17 protein-coding genes are annotated in these 24,457 nt (G+C 62.7%); 11 read left to right on the forward strand and 6 right to left on the reverse strand.

Annotated elements, in window-relative coordinates:
* The first annotated feature begins 142 nt into the window (after positions 1-142).
* The gene (locus NKI97_RS02380; protein ID WP_352702829.1) at positions 143-1,036 is read left to right on the forward strand and encodes a LysR family transcriptional regulator; all 894 of its coding nucleotides are present in this window, start codon (positions 143-145) and stop codon (positions 1,034-1,036) included.
* A 273-nt stretch (positions 1,037-1,309) separates the two neighbouring features.
* Here the strand turns inward: NKI97_RS02380 and NKI97_RS02385 are convergent, their stop codons facing one another.
* The 4 genes from NKI97_RS02385 to NKI97_RS02400 are packed head-to-tail and all read right to left on the reverse strand — an operon-like array spanning position 1,310 to position 5,158.
* The gene (locus tag NKI97_RS02385; RefSeq protein ID WP_352702827.1) at positions 1,310-1,555 is read right to left on the reverse strand and encodes a MoaD/ThiS family protein; all 246 of its coding nucleotides are present in this window, start codon (positions 1,553-1,555) and stop codon (positions 1,310-1,312) included.
* On the reverse strand, positions 1,555-3,819 hold the full coding sequence (locus NKI97_RS02390) for a xanthine dehydrogenase family protein molybdopterin-binding subunit (RefSeq protein WP_352832569.1): 2,265 nt from the start codon (positions 3,817-3,819) through the stop codon (positions 1,555-1,557). Before NKI97_RS02390 ends, NKI97_RS02385 begins: the two co-directional genes overlap by 1 nt.
* Positions 3,820-3,821: 2 nt before the next feature.
* Positions 3,822-4,298: a (2Fe-2S)-binding protein gene (locus NKI97_RS02395; protein WP_352832572.1), complete on the reverse strand. Its 477-nt coding sequence runs from the start codon at positions 4,296-4,298 to the stop codon at positions 3,822-3,824.
* Positions 4,298-5,158 carry an FAD binding domain-containing protein gene (locus NKI97_RS02400; RefSeq protein WP_352832467.1) on the reverse strand — a complete coding sequence of 287 codons (861 nt, stop codon included), beginning with the start codon at positions 5,156-5,158 and terminating at the stop codon, positions 4,298-4,300. Before NKI97_RS02400 ends, NKI97_RS02395 begins: the two co-directional genes overlap by 1 nt.
* 327 nt (positions 5,159-5,485) lie before the next feature.
* Between NKI97_RS02400 and NKI97_RS02405 the strand changes: the two genes are divergently transcribed.
* Positions 5,486-7,792, forward strand: coding sequence for a hypothetical protein (locus NKI97_RS02405; RefSeq protein ID WP_352832470.1), 2,307 nt, complete (start codon positions 5,486-5,488; stop codon positions 7,790-7,792).
* 220 nt (positions 7,793-8,012) lie between these two features.
* On the opposite strand, the gene NKI97_RS02410 is transcribed toward NKI97_RS02405, so the two are convergent.
* The gene (locus tag NKI97_RS02410) at positions 8,013-9,656 is read right to left on the reverse strand and encodes an MFS transporter (protein ID WP_352742003.1); all 1,644 of its coding nucleotides are present in this window, start codon (positions 9,654-9,656) and stop codon (positions 8,013-8,015) included.
* Between the two features lie 1,145 nt (positions 9,657-10,801).
* On the opposite strand from NKI97_RS02410, the gene NKI97_RS02415 reads away from it, so the two are divergent.
* Positions 10,802-11,989: a TMEM43 family protein gene (locus NKI97_RS02415; protein ID WP_352832473.1), complete on the forward strand. Its 1,188-nt coding sequence runs from the start codon at positions 10,802-10,804 to the stop codon at positions 11,987-11,989.
* 75 nt (positions 11,990-12,064) lie between these two features.
* On the opposite strand, the gene NKI97_RS02420 is transcribed toward NKI97_RS02415, so the two are convergent.
* Positions 12,065-13,096, reverse strand: coding sequence for a histone deacetylase family protein (locus NKI97_RS02420; RefSeq protein WP_352448177.1), 1,032 nt, complete (start codon positions 13,094-13,096; stop codon positions 12,065-12,067).
* Between the two features lie 141 nt (positions 13,097-13,237).
* On the opposite strand from NKI97_RS02420, the gene NKI97_RS02425 reads away from it, so the two are divergent.
* From NKI97_RS02425 to NKI97_RS02460, 8 genes are all read left to right on the forward strand, one after another.
* Entirely contained in the window at positions 13,238-14,905 is a 1,668-nt protein-coding gene (locus tag NKI97_RS02425; protein WP_352832476.1) for an amidohydrolase, read from the forward strand.
* A 139-nt stretch (positions 14,906-15,044) separates the two neighbouring features.
* The gene (locus NKI97_RS02430) at positions 15,045-16,139 is read left to right on the forward strand and encodes an ABC transporter ATP-binding protein (RefSeq protein ID WP_352832479.1); all 1,095 of its coding nucleotides are present in this window, start codon (positions 15,045-15,047) and stop codon (positions 16,137-16,139) included.
* A complete protein-coding gene (locus tag NKI97_RS02435) occupies positions 16,139-17,059 on the forward strand; it encodes an ABC transporter permease (protein WP_352832481.1) in 921 nt (306 codons plus the stop codon). The genes NKI97_RS02430 and NKI97_RS02435 overlap by 1 nt, the downstream gene beginning before the upstream one ends.
* Positions 17,052-17,852, forward strand: coding sequence for an ABC transporter permease (locus NKI97_RS02440; protein ID WP_352832484.1), 801 nt, complete (start codon positions 17,052-17,054; stop codon positions 17,850-17,852). The genes NKI97_RS02435 and NKI97_RS02440 overlap by 8 nt, the downstream gene beginning before the upstream one ends.
* Before the next feature lie 23 nt (positions 17,853-17,875).
* Positions 17,876-18,910: an ABC transporter substrate-binding protein gene (locus NKI97_RS02445; protein WP_352832486.1), complete on the forward strand. Its 1,035-nt coding sequence runs from the start codon at positions 17,876-17,878 to the stop codon at positions 18,908-18,910.
* A 150-nt stretch (positions 18,911-19,060) separates the two neighbouring features.
* Positions 19,061-20,242, forward strand: coding sequence for a serine hydrolase domain-containing protein (locus NKI97_RS02450; RefSeq protein ID WP_352832489.1), 1,182 nt, complete (start codon positions 19,061-19,063; stop codon positions 20,240-20,242).
* 119 nt (positions 20,243-20,361) lie between these two features.
* On the forward strand, positions 20,362-22,674 hold the full coding sequence (locus NKI97_RS02455) for a Tex family protein (RefSeq protein WP_352832491.1): 2,313 nt from the start codon (positions 20,362-20,364) through the stop codon (positions 22,672-22,674).
* A gap of 238 nt (positions 22,675-22,912) precedes the next feature.
* Entirely contained in the window at positions 22,913-24,118 is a 1,206-nt protein-coding gene (locus NKI97_RS02460; RefSeq protein WP_352832494.1) for an acyl-CoA dehydrogenase, read from the forward strand.
* Positions 24,119-24,457 lie beyond the last annotated feature (339 nt).

Here is a 24,457-nt window from a genome sequence, read left to right on the forward strand (position 1 = left end):
CCTTGCAAGGCGACGGGGGTGGATCAGCCGCCCATCCCCGTCACCATGCTGGAAGATATTGCAGAGGAACCCATTCTATTAGACTGAGTAATTCGCATGGACTTATCTGCTTATGATATAAATGTCAGACGGGAGGTGCCCTATGCAGCGCGATGGGATGAAGGATCTGCTCTGGTTCGTGGCGGTCGCCCGGGAGCGCAGCTTCACCAAGGCGGCGGCCAAGCTCGGAACCTCGCAGTCGACCCTGAGCTCGACAATCAAGGAGCTTGAAGCTCGTCTTGGCGTCCGCCTGCTGACGCGTACGACCCGGAGCGTCGCTCCGACCGAGGCCGGCGAGCGACTTTTCCAATCTCTTGTTCCCCGCTTCGAGGAAATCGAAGCCGACCTTGCAAGTCTGGTGGCCTTTCGCGACAAGCCCTCCGGAACGGTCCGCATCACGCTGTCCGACCATGCGCTCCAGACGACCGTCTGGCCGAAGCTGCAGCCCTTGCTCAGCGACTATCCTGACGTGTGCGTCGAACTCTACAGCGACAACGGCATGAAGAACATTGTGGAGGAGCGTTTCGACGCAGGCGTGCGGCTTGGTGAGAGCATTGACAGGGATATGATCGCAGTGCGCATCGGGCCGGATTGGAGGCTCGTGGCCGTGGCTTCGCCGGAGTACTTTTCCCGCCATCCGGTTCCGACCGCACCCCAAGATCTGGTCGATCATGACTGCATCAATATGCGGCAGGCGACGTTCGGCGGATTATATGCCTGGGAATTTGCCAGGGATGGCCGCGACCTTCGTGTGCGGGTGGAAGGCCAACTGACCTTCAATTCGTCCATTCCCATGATCGAGGCTGCGATAAGCGGTTTCGGAATCGCCTATGTCCCGGAAAACCTCGTCAGCCACCACATCGCCAAGGGATGCCTTAGGCTCGTGCTTGACGACTGGAGTCCGCCATTTGCGGGCTATCACCTCTACTACCCGAGCAGGCGACAGCTCTCGCCTGCGATGGCGGTGATCGTTGAGGCGCTCCGCCATCGCATCTGACCCCAAGACTGCGCCTATGGATCATGAAGCTGACATTGGTAAATGGTAGGTTCTGACCCAAGCCATTTGACTTCTACGCTGCGGGCGGCTGCTTTCGCCTCAAAGCAGACGTGTAGCTCGCTCGCCTCTATGTCTGTGATTGACACAGAAGCAGTCATCGAAAAGGAGCCAAACTCGCAGGCTGAACTGGCCAAGAATTCTCGTGGATAGCCGAGGTTTTTCTCGAGCCTAGGCCATGTCTTGGTCGTCAATGGGTAGGACAGGGTTGTCCAGTTATCCCCCGGCAAGACGCGGCAGCAGGAAAATCTCCGCCCCTTCCGGCAGTTCCTTCGACCACGTGTCGCGATAGATCGTCCCGTCGATGGCGACGGCGATGCCGCGATCGATGTACGGCTCGAGGCCGGGATACTGTTCAGCCAGCTTCCTGAACAGCTCCCGAATATCCTTCGCCTCGATCTCGACCTTGCTCTTGCCTCCGGCGATCGCGCTAAGCGATCCCCAGAGCGTCACTTCGACCATCAGCCCTCCCGTTCTGCCTCGAGCGCCGCCAGGATGCGCGGCGGCGACATCGGGATGTGCGTCATGCGCACGCCCGCGGCGTTCGACACCGCATTGGCGATCGCCGCCAGCGGCGGCACGATCGAGGTCTCGCCGACGCCGCGCACCCCGTAGGGATGGTTGGGATTGGGGATTTCGAGGATCTGCGTGTCGATCATCGGCAGGTCCGAGCAGACCGGGATCCGGTAATCGAGGAAGCCAGGGTTCTGCAGCCGCCCGTCCTTGCCGTAAATATACTCCTCGTTGAGCGCCCAGCCGATGCCTTGCGCGGCACCCCCCTGGTATTGCCCCTCGACATAGGTCGGATGCACCGCCTTGCCGGCGTCCTGGACGACGGTGTAGCGCAGCACCCTGGTGGAGCCTGTCTCGGGATCCACCTCGATATCGCAGATATGGGTGGCGAAGGAGACGCCGGCGCCGTCGGCGACGAGCTCACTGTGGCCTGCGATCGGTCCCCCCGTCTTCCCTGACGCGGCTGCGATCTCCTTCAGCGACAATGCTGCAAGGTTGCCGTATTTCTCGCCCTTGGCAATCGCGTGACCTTTTTCCCAGACCACGTCGTCGACGGGAATATCCCACATCTGTGCGGCGCGTTCCCGCAACACCTTGATGGCGTTGCGAGCGGCGGAGATCGTCGCCATCGAAGACGAGAAGGTGCCGCGGCTGCCGTCCGTCATATCGTTGTAGCCGAGGCTGGAGGTATCGGCGACCACCGCCTTGATCTGCTCATAGGGGATACCGAGCTCCTCCGCCGCCACCAGCGACAGCGACGCGCGCGAACCACCCACGTCAACGGTTCCGACGGCAAGCGAGACCGAACCGTCCATGCCGATGTTGAGGTCGGTGCAGGTCTGGCCACCGAAATTGAACCAGAAGCCGCAGGCCATTCCGCGGCCCTGATTCTTGCCGAGCGGCGCCTTCATGTGCGGGTGGTTCTTCACCGCCTCCAGCGTCGGCCCGATGCCGATCGGGCCGTATACCGGGCCGTAGGAGGATCTGGTGCCTTCCTGCGCCGCGTTCCTGATCCGGAACTCGACCGGGTCCATGCCGATCTCCTTGGCCAGCTCGTCGACCGCGCTTTCCACCGCAAACGCCGCCATCGGAGCCGACGGCGCGCGATAGGCCGCGGTCTTGGGCCGGTTGACCAGCACTTCGTAGCCGACCGTCTTGACGTTCTCGAGCTTGTAGCAAGCAAAGGCGGTCATGGCGCCGATCTCGGCCCACATGCCGGCATAGGGGCCGCAGCTATAGCGCAGTGTCGCCTCGGCCGCCGTGATCGTGCCGTCCTTGCGGGCGCCGATCCTGACGTCGATCGAGGTGGCGCTGGTCGGGCCAGAGGCGCGGAACACCTCGTCGCGCGTCATGACCAGCTTGACCGGCCGGCCGGCCTTGCGCGACAGCGCCAGCGCCACCGGCTCGGCCCAGACATGGGTCTTGCCACCGAAACCGCCGCCGATCTCCGACGAGGTGACGCGCAGCTTCGAGGCTTCCATGCCAAGCAGCTGGGCGCAGTGTTGGCGGTAGACAAAATGGCCTTGCGTACAGACCCACAGGTCGGCGGTGCCGTCGGAGCTGACATTGGCCACGCAGGCATGCGGCTCGATATAGCCCTGGTGCGTCTGCTCGGTCTTGAAGGAGCGTTCGACAACGAAATCGGCCTGGCCGAAACCTACATGGATGTCGCCATGGCCGTACTGGGTGCGCTTGGTGACATTGGAAGGCTTGACCGGCTTTTGCTCGAGGCCCTCGGTGAAGATGGCGTCGTTGACCAGAGGTGCGGAGTGCTTCATCGCCTCGTCGACGTCGGTGACATGCGGCAGCACCTCGTAGTCGACCTCGATCAGCTTCAGTGCCTGCCTCGCCGTGCGGGCATCGACCGCAGCCACCGCGGCCACGGCATGGCCGTCATAGAGCGCTTTCTTGCGCGCCATGCAGTTGTCGAGGATGTCGTACATGGCGGCATCGCCGTCGGTGAGGTCGGGCAGGTCGGCCGCGGTGATCACGGCCTTGACGCCGGCGAGCCTCTCCGCCTTCGACGTGTCGATCTTCCTGATCGTGGCATGCGCATGGGGGCTTCTGAGAACGCGCCCGACCAGTTGCCCGGCCATGTTGAAGTCGGCGCCATAGCGTGCGCGGCCCGTCACCTTGTCGACGCCGTCTGGACGGATGGGACGCGTGCCGACAGAGGTGAAATTGCGTCCGGAGTAACGCGGATCGAAATTCATCGTCATGATCCCTTCATCACGCTGGCGGCGTCCTGAACGGCACGCACGATCTTGTCATAGCCGGTGCAGCGGCAGAGGTTCCCGGCGAGGCCGAAGCGGATCTCCTCCTCGGTCGGATCGGGATTCTTGGCCAAAAGGTCCTTGGCAGCCATGAGGAAGCCCGGCGTGCAGACGCCGCATTGGAGTGCGGCGTGTTCCAGAAATTTCTGCTGCAGCGGATGCAGCCTGTCGCCATGCGCCATGCCCTCGATGGTCTCGACGTGCCGGCCCTCGGCCTCCGCGCCGAGCACCAGGCACGAGCACACCAGCCGATCGTCGAGGATGATGCTGCAGGCCCCGCAGTCGCCGGTGCCGCAGCCTTCCTTGGCGCCCGTCAGCCCCAGGCGATCGCGCAGGACATCAAGCAGCGTCTCGTCCGGCTGGCAAAGGAACTCGACATTGTCGCCGTTGATTGTCGTTGATACTGCCACACCAGCCATCATTTGCCTCCTGCGCGTGCATAGGCGGTCGTGGCGGCCCGCTTGGCCAGCACACCCGCGACTTTGCGTCTGAATTCGATAGTGCCGCGCTTGTCGTCGATCGGACGGCAGGCGCCCGAGCAGACCTTGGCGAGCCTCTCCAGCGTGGCTTCGTCCAGCTTGGAGCCGATGAGAACCTCGGCGGCCTCCTCGACCAGAATCACCGTCGGCGCCACGGCGCCCAATGCCAGACGGGCGGATTTGACGCGACCTTGCTCATCGAGCATCAAGTTCACGCCGGCGCTTACCACCGCGATGTCCATCTCTGTGCGCGGAATGAAACGCAGATAGGCATCGCTCGAATGCGGCAGACGTTGGTCGAGCAGGATTGCCTCGATGATCTCGCCCTTGGCCAGCGACGTCTTGCCCGGCCCGGTCGGCACCGCTTCGACGGCAATCGTGCGCCTGGTTCCCGGGCCGACGACCACCGCCTTGGCGCCAGCAGCCACCAGCGCCGGCACGCTGTCAGCGGCCGGCGAGGCGTTGCACAGATTGCCGACGATGGTGCAGCGTCCCTGCACCTGCTTCGAGCCGATCAGCTTGGCCGCTTCGACGACGCCAGGCCATGCCTTCTGCAGGGCCGTGTTCTCGCCCAGCAATGCGCAGGAGACCGCCGCGCCGATGCTGAAGCCCTCGGCTGTTTCCCTGATCTCGCCAAGCCCGTCGATCGCCTTGATGTCGACGATCAGGTCGGGTTCGATAAAGCCGCCTTTCATTCGCACCAAGAGGTCGCTGCCTCCGGCGAGGATGGCGGCCGTGCCGACTGATCCGGCCAACTGGCCAACGGCATCTTCCATTGAAAGCGGACGTATGTAGCGCATCGTCTCCCCTTAGTGGTCATAGTCACATCAACTGATATAACCGTCTCTTCACAATGGCCATCCTGTTCGTGCATTCGCGGATTAGGCCAGGCGCCGCAATTTCATTTTGCTCGTCCACTGGACGCACCGCCAGCCACTAATGCTCGATCGGTCCCTTCGGCATGACCAGCGCCGTGCCAGCAGTCGTCGGGCGCTCGATCATGCGGCGGACGCGCGCGCAGTCCAGCACCGCGCCGACCCATCCGTAAGTCATCCGTAAGTGCGCTCCCTCTATGTCCTGTTTCGAACCAGGCGACATGTCTGCGCCGTACAGAGAGGGAAACGAACATGAGCACGCTCCTTGCACCAATTGTGATTGGCCCCGTATCGGTCTTGAGTACCTCGGTCCGTATCGATGGGCCGCTTCCCGGCTCGAGCATTTCCCTCCTGGTAAATGGCGTACCCGTCCCTGCGGTAAATGCCGGCGCCACAACCAGTACCTTTGTGCCGGTCGCCGCAGGCTCCCTCAACGTGGGGGATGCATTGACCGCACGCTGGACGCTCGGCGCCGAAACCAGTGATCCAAGCCCGGTCCCGATCGTCGTGCTCGGGTATCCCTCGACGCTAAGCCCATTGGTGTATTTGAGTCAGGTGCACGAGTGCGTCGACTGGGTGCTGATAGGCGCAGCCTATCCTGGCGCCACGGTCGAGATTTTCAACGGCGGCGCATTGATTGGCAGCGATACTGCACGCGGAAATGTCGTACCAGTGCGCATTCGCGGGGCGATCCAGGCCAACGATGTGCTTAGCGCAGTGCAGTCCGTTCAGACGCCTGCCGGACAGGTGAAGAGCAGTCAGACCCCGAGCTTGCCCGCCGAACAGACGCCGTATCGGGAAAATACCATGCCGGCACCAGCAGTCGGCCCGGTTCCTGGGTGCGCGCAAGCAGTACCCGTCAGGGGGTTGGCTAAAGGCGCCACCACGAAGGTCCACTTCAATGGCGACGTGCTGGAATATCCTTTCGTCGGTGCCAACCTCCTGGCGCTGCTTGGCCGTGCCGCGCACAATCCGGATGTCTTCAGCGCCACGCAGCACTTCGAGCGCTGCAATGCATCAAGTCCGTCATCTGCCCCTCCGGTGATCGTCGACGAAACCTTGCCGGTTAGAAAGCCCGTAATCGGGATCGGGACCTCACAGTACAACTGCCCGGCAGCCCGTGCTTTGCCTATCTCCAATCTCGAGCCCGGCGCGACATTGACGATCCAACTTGTCGATCCGACTTCGGGTGCAGCTACCGTGCTCGGGAGAATCGGAGTCGGCGAGGATGTGAGTTCCGGCCAATACTGGATTCCCGACGTGTCGGCCCTGATCCCGGCCTCGCCGCCGTTTCCATCGCTCGTCGTCATCCAGGAGCTATGCGGCAAGACAGCCACATCGGATAAGTTGCTGGTGGTAGGGTCTTACCAGGGCAGCGTATTTCCGCCGACCGTCATGGAGCCTGCATTTGAATGTGCAAGCGGCGCTTTCGTCAACAGCGTCGACAACGCGGTCGTACGTTTGTACTCGGATGCGCCAGATTCTCCTGTAATCAGCAAGCCCGTATTCAGTTTTGGCGGCCTCGTCTGGGTCGAGACATTTCGGCCGTTGCGCGCCGGCGAGCACATTCACGCCGAGCTGGAGCTTACTTGTCAGCCCCTCGCGCTTCGGGTCGGGGGCCCGATCAAAGTGTCCGACCTGACCCCACTCAAGACCCCGGATATTCAACAGCCCGTCCGGGTCTTCCAGCGGTTAATTTACATATCAGGCGTGATTCCCGGGGCGCGCGTGCATGTATTCGTGAACGGGAAGTGGCGCGCCAGCGATACGCCACTTGGTTGGACGACGCTCTTCTTCGGGATTTACGTGGGCGAGCTCAAGGTAGAAGACCAAATTACGGTGATGCAGACATTGTGCACGAAGATGTCTCCGCTCACCAGAGTTCCCGTCAATGTCACCCTCGGGGAAATGCTGCTCTCCGCGGCTCCCCCGTCCCTGATAGCGGGCCAGCCGGCGACGATAACCATCAAAGCAGTCGACGCCGATAACAAGTCCCAATCGGTTGGAGGGACCATATCGCAAGGGGGCGCGGTGGTCGGGGCCACCAACACAGCGTTCACGCTATCTCCGCCGACCGGCCAAGCATCGGTCAGCTTGCAAGTTGCAGCCGTTGGCTACAAGACCGAGACCATCAGTATTCCCCTTACCGCGGCGCCGGTCGTCAAGCCGGCGATGCTGACGATAGCAACGGGTCTCTGGTTCAACGCCAGCAAGAAAGAAATCACTGAAATCACCTGGCACCTGCAGGGGCCATCCGGCAGCTTTTCAAAGACCGAAAAGCCGAACGCAGAGCCGGCGTTGGTTCAGTTCGCGTTGCCCAAGCCGGCCGGCGGCGGGTTCACGCCGTTCACTCTCAGCTGCGAGGTCACATTCCAGTTCCAGGATTTCAATTTCATCTCAGGCGTATCTGGGACGAGGTCGAGTGACTTTATCGAGGGAGGCCTCATAAAGCCGTCTCCATCAACCGTCGAGATGCATTGGAGCGGTACCGACCTGACGATCAACTTCCTGGTAAAGTGGATACAGCAGGGCGATTATTTCGTCATAGAGCTCATGTAGTCGAATCGCCAGCGGAAGGGCGTCAGGGTGGCTGGAGCGGTTCATCGTTTCACGGAAACGGCGAACCGCTCTGTCTCTTCCGGACGGAAAACCGTTTCACACTTTTCCTGGAATTGCGCTGGAGCGGGATGCGTTCAAATTGAACGGTGCATCCCGCTTTATCTATTTGTTTTAACCACATTTCTGCGACGTCAAGTGATTCCCTTGGCTGCAAAATGCTTTAATGCTCGATCGGTCCCTTCGGCATGACCAGCGCCGTGCCGGCAGTCGTCGGGCGCTCGATCATGCGGCGGACGCGCGGTGGCTCGTTGCCGCTGTGCAGCGCCCTTATACGCTCGCCGATGACCGCGTCGGCGTAGGTGGCGCGCCGATTGTGGCGGATATATTCTACCCAGGTCGGCGTGTGGTAGTGCTCGATCCATATCGACGGATTTTCGAGATCGCGCGCCAATGTCCAGTTGCGGGCGCCGTCACGGCGGCGGACGCGGCCGCGCTCGGCCATGGTGGCGAGGAATTCCGGTACGTCCTCGTTGCGGATGACATATTCGATCATGATGGCGATGGGACCGCTGCGCGGCTTGAGATCAAGCGCCAGATGCGGCTCCTGAAAACGGTTGAGCGGGTCGAGGTTGAGCACCGCCTGCTGCGGCAGCGGCAGCAGCAGGCCGATTGCGCCTCCCGCCAGCATGGCGACGCTGGCCGCCATCAGGGCGACTTCGGCGCCATGCGCGTCGGCAACGACACCCCAGACCCAGCTGCCGAGCGCGATGCCGCCGAAGGTCGCGGTCTGATAGACCGAAAGCACGCGGCCGACCACCCAGCGCGGCGTCGACATCTGCACGGTGACGTTGAAGTGCGAAAGCGCCGTCACCCAGCAGGCGCCGCCGAGCAGCAGGCCGAGCGACGTCTGCCAGGCATGATTGCTGACGGCGGCGTTGAAGGCGCAGACGGCGAAGCCGGCGAATGCCATGCGCACCATGGTTTCGCTGGACAGCAGCTGCCGCAGCCTGACGCTGATCAGCGCGCCGCCGACGGCCCCGATGCCGAAGGCGCCGAGCATGATGCCGTAGCTCAAGGCATCACCCTTGACGACGTCACGCGCGACCAGCGGCAGCAATGCCAGGACCGCGCCGGCGCTGAAGCCGAAAGCCGAGCTCCTGACCAGCACCTTGCCGATGTTAGGCGACATGGCGACGTAGCGCAGGCCGGCGCCCATTGCGGCGCCCAGCGTCTCGCGCGGCAAGGTCGATGCCGGCAGTTCCGGCTTCCAGCGGGCCAGCACGACGATGAGGCCGACATAGCTCAGCGTGTTGACGGCGAAGGCCGCGGCGGCACCTGCTGCGGCAACGATGATGCCACCGATCGCCGGGCCGACGCTGCGCGTCAGGTTGAAGCCCATCGAGTTGAGCGCGATCGCCGCCGGCACCTTGGTGCGAGGCACCATGTCGCCGACCGAAGCCTGCCAGGACGGGCTGTTGAGCGCGGTGCCGCTGTCGATCAGGAAGGTGAAGGCGAGCAGCGTCCACGGTGTCATCAGGTCGAGATAGGTGAAGACGGTGAGAAGAGCCGAAACAACCAGCATGAAGATCTGCGCGATCAGCATGATTTTGCGCCGGTTGAAGCTGTCGGCGATGGCGCCGGCCAGCAGCGCGAAGAGCATGATTGGCAAGGTGGTCGAGGCCTGGACCAATGCCACCTGGTAGGACGAGGTGGCGATCGTCGTCATCATCCAGGCGGCGCCAACGCCCTGGATGAGGCCACCGAAATTGGAGACGAGGCTGGCGGACCACACCGCCCGGAAGATGCCGTGCCGGAACGGCGCCAGCGCCGAGGCGCTTTCGCTTTCCGGTGTGTCGTCGTTCATAAATGCTTTCCCGGGCTCAAATGCGTTTGTTCTTCCGATCCATCGGCCCCGCAAGCCGTGGGTTCAAAAAATAGAACATCATTTCGCAAAGGGCGAACGCATTCTGGAAAAACATCATGGTCCAACAACAAGATAGCGATCGCGGAGCCGGTCAGCGCACGCCACTGCGTGCGCCGATTCAGATGCTGGCATGAAGGTAATTCGGCCCTTCAGGCTCCACAGCTCGGACTTGACTGCGGTCCGTACGTAGGAAAATTGCCAGAAGGAAATTACCGAGGGACTGAAATGAAAGCGCGAGCTCTCAAGGTGATGTCGATTGCCATTCTCATAGTGGCTATACCTCACGTATTTTTTAGACCGCTTGCGAGCATGAGCGACCTGGCTTTAATACAAATATTTACATGTGCTATTTTGTACACATATCTTGTGTTGAACATACTTGGTGACAAATTGTACGAAAAGAACGTAGTATTGTATATTATCGCTTGTCTAATAACTACATTTTACCCATATGAGAACGTATTTTTGATAGCCGGCAGCATATATGGATTTATTGTCCTATTTATTTTTCCTATATCTCTCCTTTTTATACTGAGATCCGTCCGAATCGAACTACGATGATGGTGCACTTTTTGCTGCCCAACCGACAGGCTCTGCGTTCGGATTGATCGCATGCCTCGCCTTGCCCGCATTGTCGTTCGCCGTCTGCCGCACCACGTCACGCAACGGGGTTACGGGCGCACCAAGGTGTTTTCGCGTACGAAGACTACGCACTCTGCAAGAGCCTGCTGGTGGAGCATTGCCCACTAGCCGATCTGATTCCGGAATAGTGGCGGACCATCAAGCTTTGGTGATTGCCGCGCCCCCCAAGGAACGGCTGATTCGGCTACAATCCAACTGCAGACGAATCTGACATCAACGCGATTTGACGGAAACGAATTCAATGAATTGGCGGTGAGCGATGGGCTTTACGGCCGCGAAACCGGGTCGGATCGCAACTGTGCCGTATCGGCGGCTCGCCGATTGCGATAAGCTCCCGGTGCCGGGACGGATGGGCGTCCGCCGGTTTGGGGTGACGCCGGTTGCTTGCCACTGCGCGGCAGAGCGCGGATTTCGCGAGACTGGTTTCGGGGGATGGGGAAATAGTGAGCGATTCATTTCAGGAAGTGACGTCCGTCTCGTGGTTCGGGCGGATCAAACGCGCGGTCGGCGGGGTCGTCTTCGGGCTGCTCCTGATCGTGCTGATGGTGATCGGCCTGTTCTGGAACGAGGGCCGGGCCGTGCAGACGGCGCGCTCGCTGGCCGAGGGATCGGGCGCGGTGGTCTCGGTCGGCGCCGACAGCGTCGATGCCGCCAATGACGGCAAGCTCGTCCATGTCACCGGGGCGGTGACGGCGAGCAGCGGCCTTGCCGATCCGGACTTCGGCATTTCGGCGCAGGGGTTGCGGCTGTCGCGCGGCGCCGAGATGTACCAGTGGAAAGAAGAGGAGAAATCCGAGACGACGAAGAAGCTGGGCGGCGGCGAGGAGACGGTGACGACCTACAGCTATTCGAAGGTGTGGGACGACAGCCAGATCAATTCGTCGGAGTTCAAGAAGCCGGACGGCCACGAGAATCCGCCGATGGAGATCCACAGCAAGCAATTCCAGATTCCGGACGGCAAGCTTGGTGCTTTCACGCTCGACCGGCCCGTGCTGGACCTGATCGGCGGCGACAAGACGTTCTCACTGTCTGCCGATCAGTCGGCCGCCATAGACGCCGCCTATACCGGCACCAAGCGGGTCAACATCGTCGACGGAAAAATCTATCTCGGTTTCAACACCACGTCGCCGGCGCTGGGCGACTACCGCATCGGCTACGAACTGGCGCCGCTCGGCGTGGTCAGCGTCGTCGCGCGCCAGACGGGGGGCGGCTTCGAGCCATACCAGACAATCGCCGGCGACCAGTTGCTGATGGTCGACACCGGCAATGTTCCGGCGGAAAAGATGTTCGCCGAAGCGGTCAGCGCGAACACGCTGATCACCTGGCTGCTGCGCGCCGCCGGCGTGCTGCTCCTGGCCATCGGCTTTGCCCTGCTGCTCGGGCCGATCGGCGTCATCCTCGACGTCATTCCTTTGCTCGGCAGCATGGCGCGGATGGGTACCGGCATCATCGCGTTCTTCCTGGCGATCCTGGTCGGGGCGACGACGATGGCCATCGCCTGGTTCTGGTACCGGCCGGTGCTGGCGGCGGGCATCCTGGCAGCGGGCGTCATCGCAGCGGCGGCGGTCTATTACCTCGGCCGCTCGCGCAGGCCGGCTCCGCCGGTTGCGGCGCCGAGCGCGGCCACATGATTTGCAGGCGCCGGCGGTTCTAGCGGTTCATCGTTTCACGGAAACGACGAACCGCCCTATTTCCTGGAATTGCTTCTAGCGGTCCTCGAAGCCGGTCAGCACGCCGACGGCGTTGATGCCGATCTCCTCGACCGCGTAGCCGCCTTCCATGACGAACAGCGTCGGCAGGCCGAGCCTGGCGATGCGGCGGCCGATCCTGGGATAGTCGGGGGTCTTCAGCTTGAACTGGCTGATCGGGTCCTTCTCGAAAGTGTCGACGCCGAGTGAAACCACGACGACGTCAGGAGCATAAGCCGAAAGCCTCGTGCAAGCGTCCTCGAGTGAGGCGTTCCACACGTCCCAGCCGGTGCCGAAGGGCATCGGGTAATTGTCGTTGAAGCCTTCGCCGTCGCCCTCGCCGCGTTCGTCGGCATGGCCGAGGAAGAAGGGATATTCGGTCATCGGATCGCCATGCAGGTTCAGCACCTGAACGTCACCGCGGCGATAGAAGATCTCCTGGGTGCCGTTGCCGTGGTGATAATCGACGTCGAGGATCGAAACGCGCCCGGCGCCATGGTCGCGGAACCATTGCGCGGCGACGGCGGCGTTGTTGATGAAGCAATAGCCGCCCATGAAGGCCGCCCCTGCATGGTGCCCCGGCGGGCGGCAGAGGGCGAAGGCGGAAGGCTCACCGGCCTTGACCAGCGCGGCGGCGGTCAGCGCGACATCATAGGACGACTTGATCGCATCCCATGTGCCTTTGACGAACGTCGCGCCACCGTCGAAGGAGTAGAAGCCGAGCAGCGCATCGATGCCTTTCGGGCGCACGTCGCCGCGCAGGCCGCGCGTCGGCCAGGTGAAGGGAATGGCCGAACCGCTGCGGCCCGATGCTTCCCAGAGCGGCCACACGGTCGGCAGGAAATCGATGTAGTCGCTGGCATGCACCTTCCTGGCGGCGGCGAGGTCGTGGCTTTCCGGCGGCAGGATCGGACCGAGCTTCTCGCTCTCCACCCGCGCCCTGATGAACTCGGCGCGCGACGGCTTTTCAAAGGCCGGCACGATGGCGCCGGCGATCAATTCGACATTGCCGGAATGGCCGGCATGGAAAGGCGAAAAAACAGTCTTCATGAAATTGTTCCGTGGTGAGACGCGGCGACCCTAACCGTCCTGCACTGCCTTTCACAAGGCGCTGGGCCAACCAGCCATGGCTTGCTGGCCCGGCAGCCGGTCGTCTAGCCTGCCGGCAGCGCAACCGACCCGCGGGTAATCATGAGTTCAAATGCCGACCTGATCGTCACCAATGCCCGTGTGCTGACCATGGATGAAGGCAATCCGGCTGCCGAGGCGGTGGCGATAAAGGACGGCAATATCCTGGCGGTTGGCGATCGCCGGACCATAGAGGCGCTGAAAGGGCCGGCCACGAAGATCATCGATGCGCAAGGCGGTTCGGTGGTGCCGGGCTTCATCGAAGCGCATATGCATCTTTTCGGCGGCGCGGCCGAACTCGACAATCTGCACCTTCAGGGCGTGCATGGCTTCGATGCGCTGAGCGACGCGATCCGCGCCTATGCTGCGGCACGGCCGAACGCCAAATTGCTGCTTGGGGCCGGCGTCGACTACACTATCCTCTCCAAGGAAGAGCCGGTCACCCGCCATCATCTCGACCGCATCATCGCCGACCGGCCGTTCGCGATGTCGGCTTCCGATCACCACACGATGTGGGCCAACACCAAGGCGCTGAAGCTGGCTGGCATCCTGCACGGCAAGCAACTCGGCCCCGGCAACGAGATCGTCATGGGCGCCGACGGCCTCGCGGCCGGCGAATTGCGCGAGGGCGAGGCGTTTGGGCCGATCCTCGAGCTTTCCGGGCAGAACCGCGTGCGGCTCGGCCTTGCGACAGGCGGCGAGCCCGAGCCGTACCCTTCCGCAGCCGAAGTCGCGGCCGATCGCGACCTGATGCATCGCGGACTGCAATGGTGCGCCCGCCACGGCATCACCTCGATCCAGAACATGGACGGCAATCTCTACCAGCTCGAACTGCTTGCCGGGCTGGAGCAGGAAGGGCGGCTGCTCTGCCGCACCAAGATACCTTTTCATTTCAAAAACTTCATGACGCTCGACAAGCTGGAAAAGGCATCGAGCATGGCCAGCTCCTACCGATCGGAATGGCTGTCGTCCGGCATGGTCAAGATGTTTTACGACGGCGTGCTGGAAGGCTGGACCGCGGTCATGGTCGACGACTATGCCGACCGGCCGGGCTGGCGCGGTGAGCCGCTGTTTACGCCGCAGCATCTCGCCGAGGTAGCGCTGGAGGCCGACCGGCGCGGCCTGCAGGTCGCCGTGCATTCGATAGGCGACGGCGCGGTGCGCGCGGTTCTGGACGGTTACGAGGCGGCGCAGCGGAAGAACGGCAGGCGCGACAGCCGTCACCGGGTCGAGCACATCGAGGTCACCACTGCCGCCGACGTGCCGCGCTTTGCCGAACTCGGCGTCATCGCCTCGATGCAGCCGCCGCACCCGCCCGGCGCCATGGACTTCCCGCTGGAGCCGACGCTCTCGCGCATCGGCCGCGAAAGATGGCCGCTGAGCTATGCCTGGCGGACGCTGAAGCAGGCGGGTGCGCATGTCGTCTTCGCTTCCGACTGGCCGGTGTCGCGGGTCGACCCGATCCTGGGCATTCAGGCGGCGGTGCTGCGCAAACCTTGGGCAGAGGGCAATCCCGACCAGAGCTTCTCGCTGTTGGAAGCGCTTGCCGGCTATACAGTCGAAGGCGCTTATGCCGAATTCATGGAACACCGTAAGGGCCGGCTGAAACCAGGCTATCTGGCCGATCTGGTGGTGCTGTCGGCCGATATCGAAGCAACTGAACCGGGTTTGCTGCACAAGGTGCATCCGGTCAGCACCATCTGTGGCGGCAAGATCACTTACCAGGGTTGATGGTGGCGCTGACCATGGCACGGAGCTTGCGTTCTGAACCGAGGCCCAGATGCATGGTTGCCAAGCCGACCGGCATATGCTGACAATCGAATGGGAACTGGATCCGCCTTTAAGAGCGGACATGAAAATGGGGTAATGCGTGCCGGATCAACCGGGTAAGAGTGCAATCGAGGTCCGCAGCGTCCGCAAGGTGTTCGGTACCGGGGACGCACAAGTCGCCGCTCTCGACACGGTTTCGGTGTCGATCCGCGAGAACGAGTTCTTCACGCTGCTGGGGCCGTCGGGTTGCGGAAAGACGACGCTGCTGCGGCTGATCGCCGGCTTTGACTTCCCCAGCGAAGGCGAAATCCTGCTGCACGGCCACGACATCGCGCCGCTGCCGCCGTTCAAGCGGCCGGTCAACACCGTCTTCCAGTCCTATGCGCTGTTCCCGCACATGACCGTGGCCGAGAATATCGGCTTTGGGCTGGAGATGCTGGGCAAGCCGAAAGCCGAAATCAAGGCGCGCGTCGCCGAGATGCTGAAGCTGGTCAAGATGGAGGCGCTGAGCGGCCGCCGCACCAACCAGATCTCCGGCGGCCAGCAGCAGCGCGTCGCACTGGCGCGCGCGCTGGCGCCGCAGCCGAAAGTGCTGTTGCTCGACGAGCCGCTGTCGGCACTCGACTACAAGCTGCGCAAGGAAATGCAGATCGAATTGAAACGGCTGCAGCACCAGACCGGCATCACCTTCATCTTCGTCACCCATGACCAGGAGGAAGCGCTGACCATGTCCGACCGCATCGCCGTGATGTCGGCCGGCAAGATCCTGCAGGTCGGCACGCCCTGGGACATCTACGACAAGCCGGCGGAGCGCTTCGTTGCCGACTTCATCGGCGAAACCAATTTCCTGACCGCAGCCATCACCGACATCGGCAACGGCAAGGCTCGCGCGACCCTCAAATCCGGCGCAACGATCGAGGCGACCGTGGCTGAGGGCTTCCAGCCGAAGGCGAATGCCACCCTGGTGGTCAGGCCGGAACACGCAAAGCTGACCGGCGGCAAGGGCGACCTTTCGGGAACCGTCGAAAACATCGTCTATTTCGGCACCGATACGCATATCCACGTCCAACTGGACAGCGGCGAAGCCTTCACCGTGCGCCAGCAGAACACGCGCAGCGCAGGCTGCGGTTTCGAGCGAGGCGACAAGGTCGGTGTCTCGATCGGCAACGACGCCGCGCAAGTGCTGAGGGATTGATGACGAGCGCGGAAGAAGTCGCCAAGGCGGCCGAGCGGCGCGACATCCGCGACCGCTGGCTGCTGTCGGCGCCGGCCCTGCTGATCATCTTACTGGCAGCAACCGGCCCATTGCTGATCGTGCTGGTCTATTCGTTCCTGACGCCCGGCCCCTATGGCGACGTGAAGTGGCAAATCTCGCCCGAGGCCTGGACATCGGTGTTCATGGAACGCGACATCTTCGACGACACGCTTTCCATTGCTGCCGCCCATGTCACAATTTTCTGGCGCTCGATCAAGCTTGCCATCGTGACCACGATCGCCACTTTGGCGCTTGGTTTTCCTACTGCCTATTTCATGGCGACGCGCAGCGAGAAGACGCGCGATCTCTGGCTGTTCCTGATCACCATACCGTTCTGGACCAACTTGCTGATCCGCACCTTCGCCGTGCTGCAGATTATCCGCAACGAGGGTTTGATCAACACGGTGCTGCTCAAGCTCGGCATCATCTCGGCGCCGATCCAGATATTGTTCACCGATACGGCGATCCTGATCGGCATGGCCTATGTCTATCTGCCGCTGATGGTGCTGCCGATCTACGCCAGCATGGAAAAACTCGATTTCCGGCTGGTCGAAGCCGGCTACGATCTTTATGCGACACGCTTCCAGGTGCTCAGGCGCATCATTTTCCCGCTGGTCAAGCCGGGCGTCATCGCCGGCTCCATCCTGGTATTCATTCCGGCGCTCGGCGCCTACGTCACACCGAGCCTATTGGGCGGCGGCAAGAACATGATGCTCTCCAACCTGATCGAGCTGCAGTTCGGGCAAGGCCGCAACTGGCCGCTCGGCTCGGCCCTGTCCATCGCCGTCATGATCATCGTCATGGTGGCGCTGCTCGCCTATGTTCGTAACACCGGCCGGTCGGAGATGCGTCATGGCTAGCAGCTTCGCAATCAAGCATCAGCCGGGATTCACCGCAATCGCCGCGACCTGCTTTGTCGTGCTCTATCTGCCCATCGTCGTGCTGGTCGTCTATGCCTTCAACGCCGCGACCTCGACGTCAGAATGGGGCGGCATCTCGCTCAAATGGTTCCAGTCGGCGTGGCAGAACACGCAAGTCATCGACGCCACCTTGCGCTCCTTTCAGATCGGCGCCATCGCGGCGATCCTGGCCACGATCTTCGCCACCATGGCGGCGCTCGCCACCACGCGCACGCCGCCCTATCCCGGCCTGACCTTCAAATATGCCGCCATCAACCAGCCTCTGATGGTGCCGGAGATCGTCACCGGCGTGGCGCTGCTGATCTTTTTCTCGCGCATCAAGATCTTCACCGGCTATTCCGGGCTCGGCTACCTGATCGCGGCACATACGGCCTTTTGCATTCCGTTCGCCTACCTGCCGATCCGGGCGCGGCTGGAGAACATGGACCTGACGCTGGAACGGGCCGCCGCCGATCTCTATGCGACGCCGTGGAAGACGTTCCGCCGCATCACCTTGCCGCTGCTTTGGCCCGGCATTCTGGCCGGACTGATGCTGGCCTTCGTTATCTCGCTCGACGATGTCGTCATCACCGAGTTCGTGAAATCGGGCGGCCAGGACACGCTGCCGACCTACATGCTTGGCCAGATACGTCGAGGGATAACGCCGGAGATCAACGCGATATCGACCGTGTTCCTGCTCTTGTCGGTCGCCATCGTGACGTTGTTTTTCTTCATCAGCAGGAAACGGGACTAGACATGAAAATGGGAGCTAAAACCATGAACTGGAAGACATCGGCGACCGCCATCGGGCTGGCGCTGCTCGCCTCGACGAGCCTTGCTCGCGCCGACGGTGAACTCAACATCTACAATTGGGGCAACTACACCAGCCCCGACGTGATCAAGAAGTTCGAGCAGAAATACAACGTCAAGGTGACCATCACCGATTACGATTCGAACGATACGGCGCTGGCCAAGGTTCGCCAGGGCGGCACCGGCTTCGACATCGCGGTGCCTTCGCAAACCTTCGTGCCGATCTGGATCAAGGAAGGCCTCGTTCAGGAGACCGATCCCGGCAAGATGGAGAATTTCAAGAACGTGGCGCCGGAATGGGCCAATCCAGATTTCGATCCGGGCCGCAAATATTCCGTGCCATGGGCCTGGGGCACGGTGGGCATCGTGGTGAACACCGATGTCTACAAGGGGCCGTCGGACAGTTGGGGCATCATCTTCAACACACCCGACGAACTGAAGGGCAAGGTCAACGTCGTGCCGGAAATGAACGACGTCATGTTCGCGGCGACCAAATATGTCGGCGGCGCGCAATGCGCCAGCGACAAGGAAACGCTGAAGAAGGTGCGTGACACGCTGGTTGCTGCCAAGCCGAACTGGATCGCGATGGAATACAATACCATCGAGAAAATGGGCGCCGGCGATTTCAAGGCGACCAGCGACTGGAACGGCTCGGCCTTTCGCCAGCGGCTGGCGAACCCCAAGATCCACTATTTCTATCCCAAGGAAGGTTTTGGCCTCTGGAGCGACAACGTCATGGTCCTGAAGGAAGCCAAGAACGTCGAGAACGCCAAGCTGTTCCAGAACTTCATCATGGATCCGGAAAACGCCGCCGGCCTATCCGCCTTCCACCGCTACGCCAACGGCATTGCCGGTTCCGACAAGTACATGCCGGCCGATATGAAGGATGCGCCGGAAGTCATCATCCCGGAAGACGTCAAGGCGCATGGCGAGCTGCAAAAATTGTGTTCCGAGGACGTGCAGGCAATCTACAGCAAGATCTGGACCGAACTGCAGAAGTGACCGCATCGTGATGGACCCGGCGGCAGGCGCCGGCCGGGTCCGTTTTGTCCGCATTTTTTTAACGTCGCCTATCGGTGGCGACACTGAAAGCCGTGCACGCCATCGCCGCGGCGCTCGCCTAGAACGCCAAAGACCCGGAAGGAAGCGGCTATGGCCGGCAAGACCGCGTTCGAGACCAGGTATGGCTTTGCCCGCAAGGAGGTGCTGCTCGGCAATTGGCGGGAAAGCCCGTTCAGCCGGTGGTCGTTCCAGAATGTCGGCGAGCTGGTGCCGAGCGCTGCCGTGGCGGCACAGCCGGGCAGCAGCGAAGCGTCGGCCCAGGATTTCGGCGGGCTACTTGGCGAAAAGGTCGCTCTTGCAGGCGGCGCGGAGACTGTCGCGGCGTTTCTCGCGCGCTCCGATACCGACGCGCTGACGATCATGAAACGCGGCAAATTCGTCGGCGACTGGTTCGCGCCGCATATGGAGTTTGGGGCGCGCCACATCGTCTTTTCGATCAGCAAGTCGCTGACCGCCATTGTTGCCGGCATATTGGAAGGCGAGGGGATTTTCGATCCGCAGGCTCCGGTAAGCCGCTATCTGCCCGAAGCCGCCGGCTCGGCCTATGGCGATGCGCGTGTGCGGCACGTGCTCGACATGAGTGTCAGCCTCGATTTCGAAGAGGCCTATCTCGATCCGGAAAGCGCCTTCGCCCGCTACCGCCGCGCCATGCTGTGGAATCCAGGCGGGGGCATCGAGAGCCTGGCCACTTTCCTCACGACGCTGCAGGGCCTGGCCGAGCCGCATGGCCGGACGTTCCGCTACCGTTCGCCCAATTCCGACCTGCTTGGCATCCTGCTCGAACGTGCGTCGGGCCGGCGCTTCGACGATCTGATGCGCGAAAAATTATGGGAGCCGCTCGGCGCCGTCGGCGACGCCTCGGTGACAGTCGACGTGGAAGGCACGGCGCGCACTGCCGGCGGCATTTCGGTGACGCCGCGCGACCTTGCACGCGTCGGCGAGATGATGCGGCAAGGCGGCGTGGCCAATGGCCGCCGCGTCGTGCCGGAAGCCTGGATGCGCGACACGACCGAAACTGGCGGTGACGCCGAGGCCTGGCGGCGCGGCACGATGGCGTTCCTGTTTCCGCGTGGCCGTTATCGCAACAAATGGTACCAGACGGGCGCGGCAAGCGGCGCCTTCTGCGGCATCGGCATCCACGGCCAGTGGCTTTACGTCAATCCGAAGGCCGAAATTGTGATCGCAAAGATGTCGTCGCAGCCGGTACCGGTCGACGATCCGCTCGATCTGGATATGATTTCTTTCTTCGAGGCGCTGAGCCGGATGGTCTGATCCATCCAGACACCCCGACCTTTCCTGTGGACCTCTCGCCGGGTTGAAAATGGCGCAGTTGGCGCGGCAGTGCTCTGCGCCTATGGTCGCTGCTCGTTTCGACTAGCGACAGGTACGACATGGCATCCGACATCAAGCGCATCGCAACTATCATAGCCGCCGAGATCGCCGCCCGGCCCGAGCAGGCCGCGGCAGCGATCGGCTTGCTCGATGACGGTGCGACCGTGCCGTTCGTGGCGCGCTACCGCAAGGAGGTCACCGGCGGCCTCGACGACACGCAGCTGCGCGACCTCGCCGAGCGGCTGGCCTATCTGCGCGAACTCGACGCGCGCCGCGACACCATCCTTGGTTCGATCCGCGAGCAGGGCAAGCTGACCGAGGAGCTCGAAGCAAAGATCGCTGCGGCCGGCACCAAGGCCGAACTCGAAGACATCTACCTGCCTTACAAGCCGAAGCGCCGGACCAAGGCCGAGATCGCACGCGAGCGCGGGCTCGGGCCTCTGGCGGAAGCTATTCTCGCCGACCGTACGGCTGTACCCGCCGAGCTGGCGCTGGCCTACATCAGCGAAAACGTGGCCGACGCCAAGGCAGCGCTCGAGGGTGCGCGCGACATCCTGTCCGAACAGTTCGCCGAGAATGCCGATCTGGTCGGCAGATTGCGGACCTACATGAAGGAACGCGCCTTCCTGCGCTCGCGCGTCGTCGACGGCAAGCAGGAGGCCGGCGCGAAATTTTCCGACTATTTCGACCATGTCGAGCGCTGGGCCAACGTGCCGAGCCATCGCGCGCTGGCCATGTTGCGCGGCCGCAACGAGGAAGTTCTGTCGCTCGACATCGAAGTCGATGCCGATGACGCCTCTCCGGTGAAACCGGTTGAGCGGATGATTGCCGACGCCTACGCCATCGGCCGCCAGTTGCCGGGAGACCGCTGGCTGATGGACGTCGCCGGCTGGACCTGGCGCATAAAGCTGTCGCTGCACCTGACGCTCGATCTGATGCGCGATCTGCGCGAGCGGGCCGAAGAAGGAGCCATCCATGTCTTCGCCCGCAATCTCAAGGATTTGCTGCTTGCCGCCCCTGCCGGCTCACGGCCGACGATGGGGCTCGATCCGGGCATTCGCACCGGCGTCAAGGTGGCGGTGGTGGACGGCACCGGCAAGCTGCTGGCGACGACAACGGTCTATCCGTTCCCGCCGAAGAACGACGTGCGCGGCACGCAGGCCGAACTGGCCAAGCTCATCCGGCTGCACAAGGTCGAGCTGATCTCGATCGGCAACGGCACCGGCAGCCGCGAGACCGAAAGGCTGGTGGCCGACATGCTGGCTGACATGCCTGCCGGGTCCGGGCCGAAGCCGCTCAAGGTGATCGTCAGCGAGGCCGGCGCCTCGGTCTATTCCGCCTCGGCAACGGCGGCGGCGGAATTTCCCGGCCTCGACGTGTCGCTGCGCGGGGCGGTGTCCATCGCGCGGCGCCTGCAGGATCCGCTCGCCGAATTGGTCAAGATAGAGCCCAAGTCGATCGGCGTCGGCCAGTACCAGCACGACGTCGATCAGTACCGCCTCGGCCGCTCGCTGGAAGCGGTGGTCGAGGATGCGGTAAACGCCGTCGGCGTCGATCTCAACACGGCGTCCGCACCGCTTCTGGCGCGGGTTTCGGGTCTCGGCGCATCGCTGGCCGAGGCGATCGTTGCGCATCGCGATGCCTCCGGCCCGTTCGCCAGCCGCCGCGAACTGTTGAAGGTCTCCCGCCTTGGACCCCGCGCGTTCGAGCAATGCGCCGGCTTCCTGCGCATTCCAAACGGCAGCGAACCCCTCGATGCCTCGGCCGTGCATCCGGAAGCCTATGGCGTTGCCAAGAAGATCGTCGCGGCCTGCGGGCGCGACGTCCGCTCGCTGATGGGCGACAGCGCCGCACTCAAGGCGCTCGATCCGCGCGTCTTCGTCGATGAGCGCTTCGGCGTGCCGACGGTGCGCGACATCCTGGCGGAGCTGGAAAAGCCCGGCCGCGATCCGCGCCCCGGCTTCAAGACCGCGACCTTTGCCGATGGCATCGACGACATCAAGGATCTGAAGCCCGGCATGCAGCTTGAAGGCACTGTCACCAATGTCGCGGCTTTCGGCGCCTTCGTCGATATCGGCGTGCACCAGGATGGGCTGGTGCACGTCTCGCAACTGGCCGATCGGTTCATCAAGGACGCGCATGAGGTGGTCAAGGCCGGCGACGTGGTCAAGGTGCGTGTCGTCGACGTCGATATCAAGCGCAAGCGCATCGGCCTGTCGATGCGCAAGGATGGTGACGGTGGCGCACCGAAGCCGCGCGACAATGGCGGCAGGTCGGTGCCGCGCGCGCCCGCGCCCCAACGCCAGCCGGAGCGGCCGGTGCAGCAGGGCGCGTTCGGCGCCGCTTTGGCCGATGCGTTGAAGCGGAAATAATTTCGCGAGCCGGCTGTGGCAGGTCAGACGGCGGCGCTCGACATTGATGATCCATCACCAATGCTCATGGATCGGCGAAGCTATTTCGTTTGATTTTTTCAGGACGGGAGCCGATAAGCCGCGCGTTTCAAGATTTCTGTTTCGATGCATGTCGTTATCCCCAAGCTGCGGAACACCCTCGGGTCAGGCCCGCGGGCAAGCTTTGGGCGACATGCATGAGTTTGGGAGACCGAGAGCCATGGCCGCCGACAAGAACGCATTCGTCTGGGATGATCCTTTCCTGATCGAGGACCAGCTTTCGGAGGACGAGCGCATGGTGCGCGATGGCGCCGCGGCGTTTGCCGCCGACAAGCTCGCTCCTAAGATCGAGGAAGCCTATCTCGAGGAGAAGACCGACGCCGGGATCTTCCGCGAAATGGGCGAGGCCGGTCTGCTCGGCATCACCATCCCCGAGGAATATGGCGGGCTCGGCGCCAACTACGTCACCTACGGGCTGGTCGCGCGGGAAGTGGAGCGGATCGACTCGGGCTATCGCTCGATGATGAGCGTGCAGTCGTCGCTGGTGATGTATCCGATCCATGCCTATGGCTCGGAAGAGCAGCGCAGGAAATACCTGCCGAAGCTGGCGTCGGGCGAATGGATCGGCTGCTTCGGCCTGACCGAGCCGGATGCCGGCTCCGATCCGGGCGGCATGAAGACGCGGGCCGAGAAGACCGCGAGCGGCTACAGGATCTCCGGCTCGAAAATGTGGATTTCCAACGCGCCGATCGCAGACGTGTTCGTCGTCTGGGCAAAGTTGTCCGACGAAAGTGGGGGCGCGCATGACAACCAGATTCGCGGCTTTGTCCTGGAAAAGGGCATGAACGGGCTGTCGGCGCCGAAGATCGGTGGCAAGCTGTCGCTGCGAGCCTCGATTACCGGCGAAGTGGTGATGGAAGGCGTCGAGGTCGGCGAGGACGCGTTGCTGCCCAATGTCTCGGGTCTCAAGGGACCGTTCGGCTGCCTCAACCGGGCGCGCTACGGAATTTCCTGGGGCGCCATGGGCGCCGCCGAGGATTGCTGGCACCGCGCCCGCCAGTATGGCCTCGACCGCAAGCAGTTCGGCAAGCCGCTGGCCGGTACGCAGCTTTTCCAGAAGAAGCTCGCCGACATGCAGACCGAGATCGCGCTCGGCCTGCAGGGCAGCCTGCGCGTCGGGCGGCTGATGGACGAAGGCAAGATGGCGCCGGAGATGATCTCGCTCGTCAAGCGCAACAATTGCGGCAAGGCGCTCGACATCGCCCGCCAGGCCCGCGACATGCATGGCGGCAATGGCATCCAGATCGGTTATCACGTCATGCGCCACGCCCAGAACCTGGAAACCGTCAACACCTACGAGGGCACGCATGACGTGCATGCGCTGATCCTCGGACGGGCGCAGACGGGGTTGCAGGCGTTCTTTTAGCATTGGCAGGTACCCTCCGCTGCCAGGGCGCCACTGCCTGGCATCTCCCCTCGCAAGGCGCGAGATCGGCAATTTTCGCCTCCGGCGCCACATTTTGTTCTTGCTTTGTGCCGGCAGCTATGCTACTAATTTCGCTATGGTGCTAATTGGCATCGACGACCCGCTCACCGAGGCGGGTTTTTCTTTTCAGCTCTTTTCGACCAAGCATCGCGCGTGCTGCTGACATCAATGTCGGCGGGAAGCGCCCGGTGCTGACCCGCCGGCCTGCGGCTCTGCACCGTTGCAACGTCTTGCCGCCACGCCCCGGAATTCCAGGGTCGGCGCTCCGTTTCGTGAAGC

Origin of the sequence: Mesorhizobium sp. M0296 (assembly GCF_040321675.1) — a bacterium.
Lineage (GTDB): Bacteria > Pseudomonadota > Alphaproteobacteria > Rhizobiales > Rhizobiaceae > Mesorhizobium.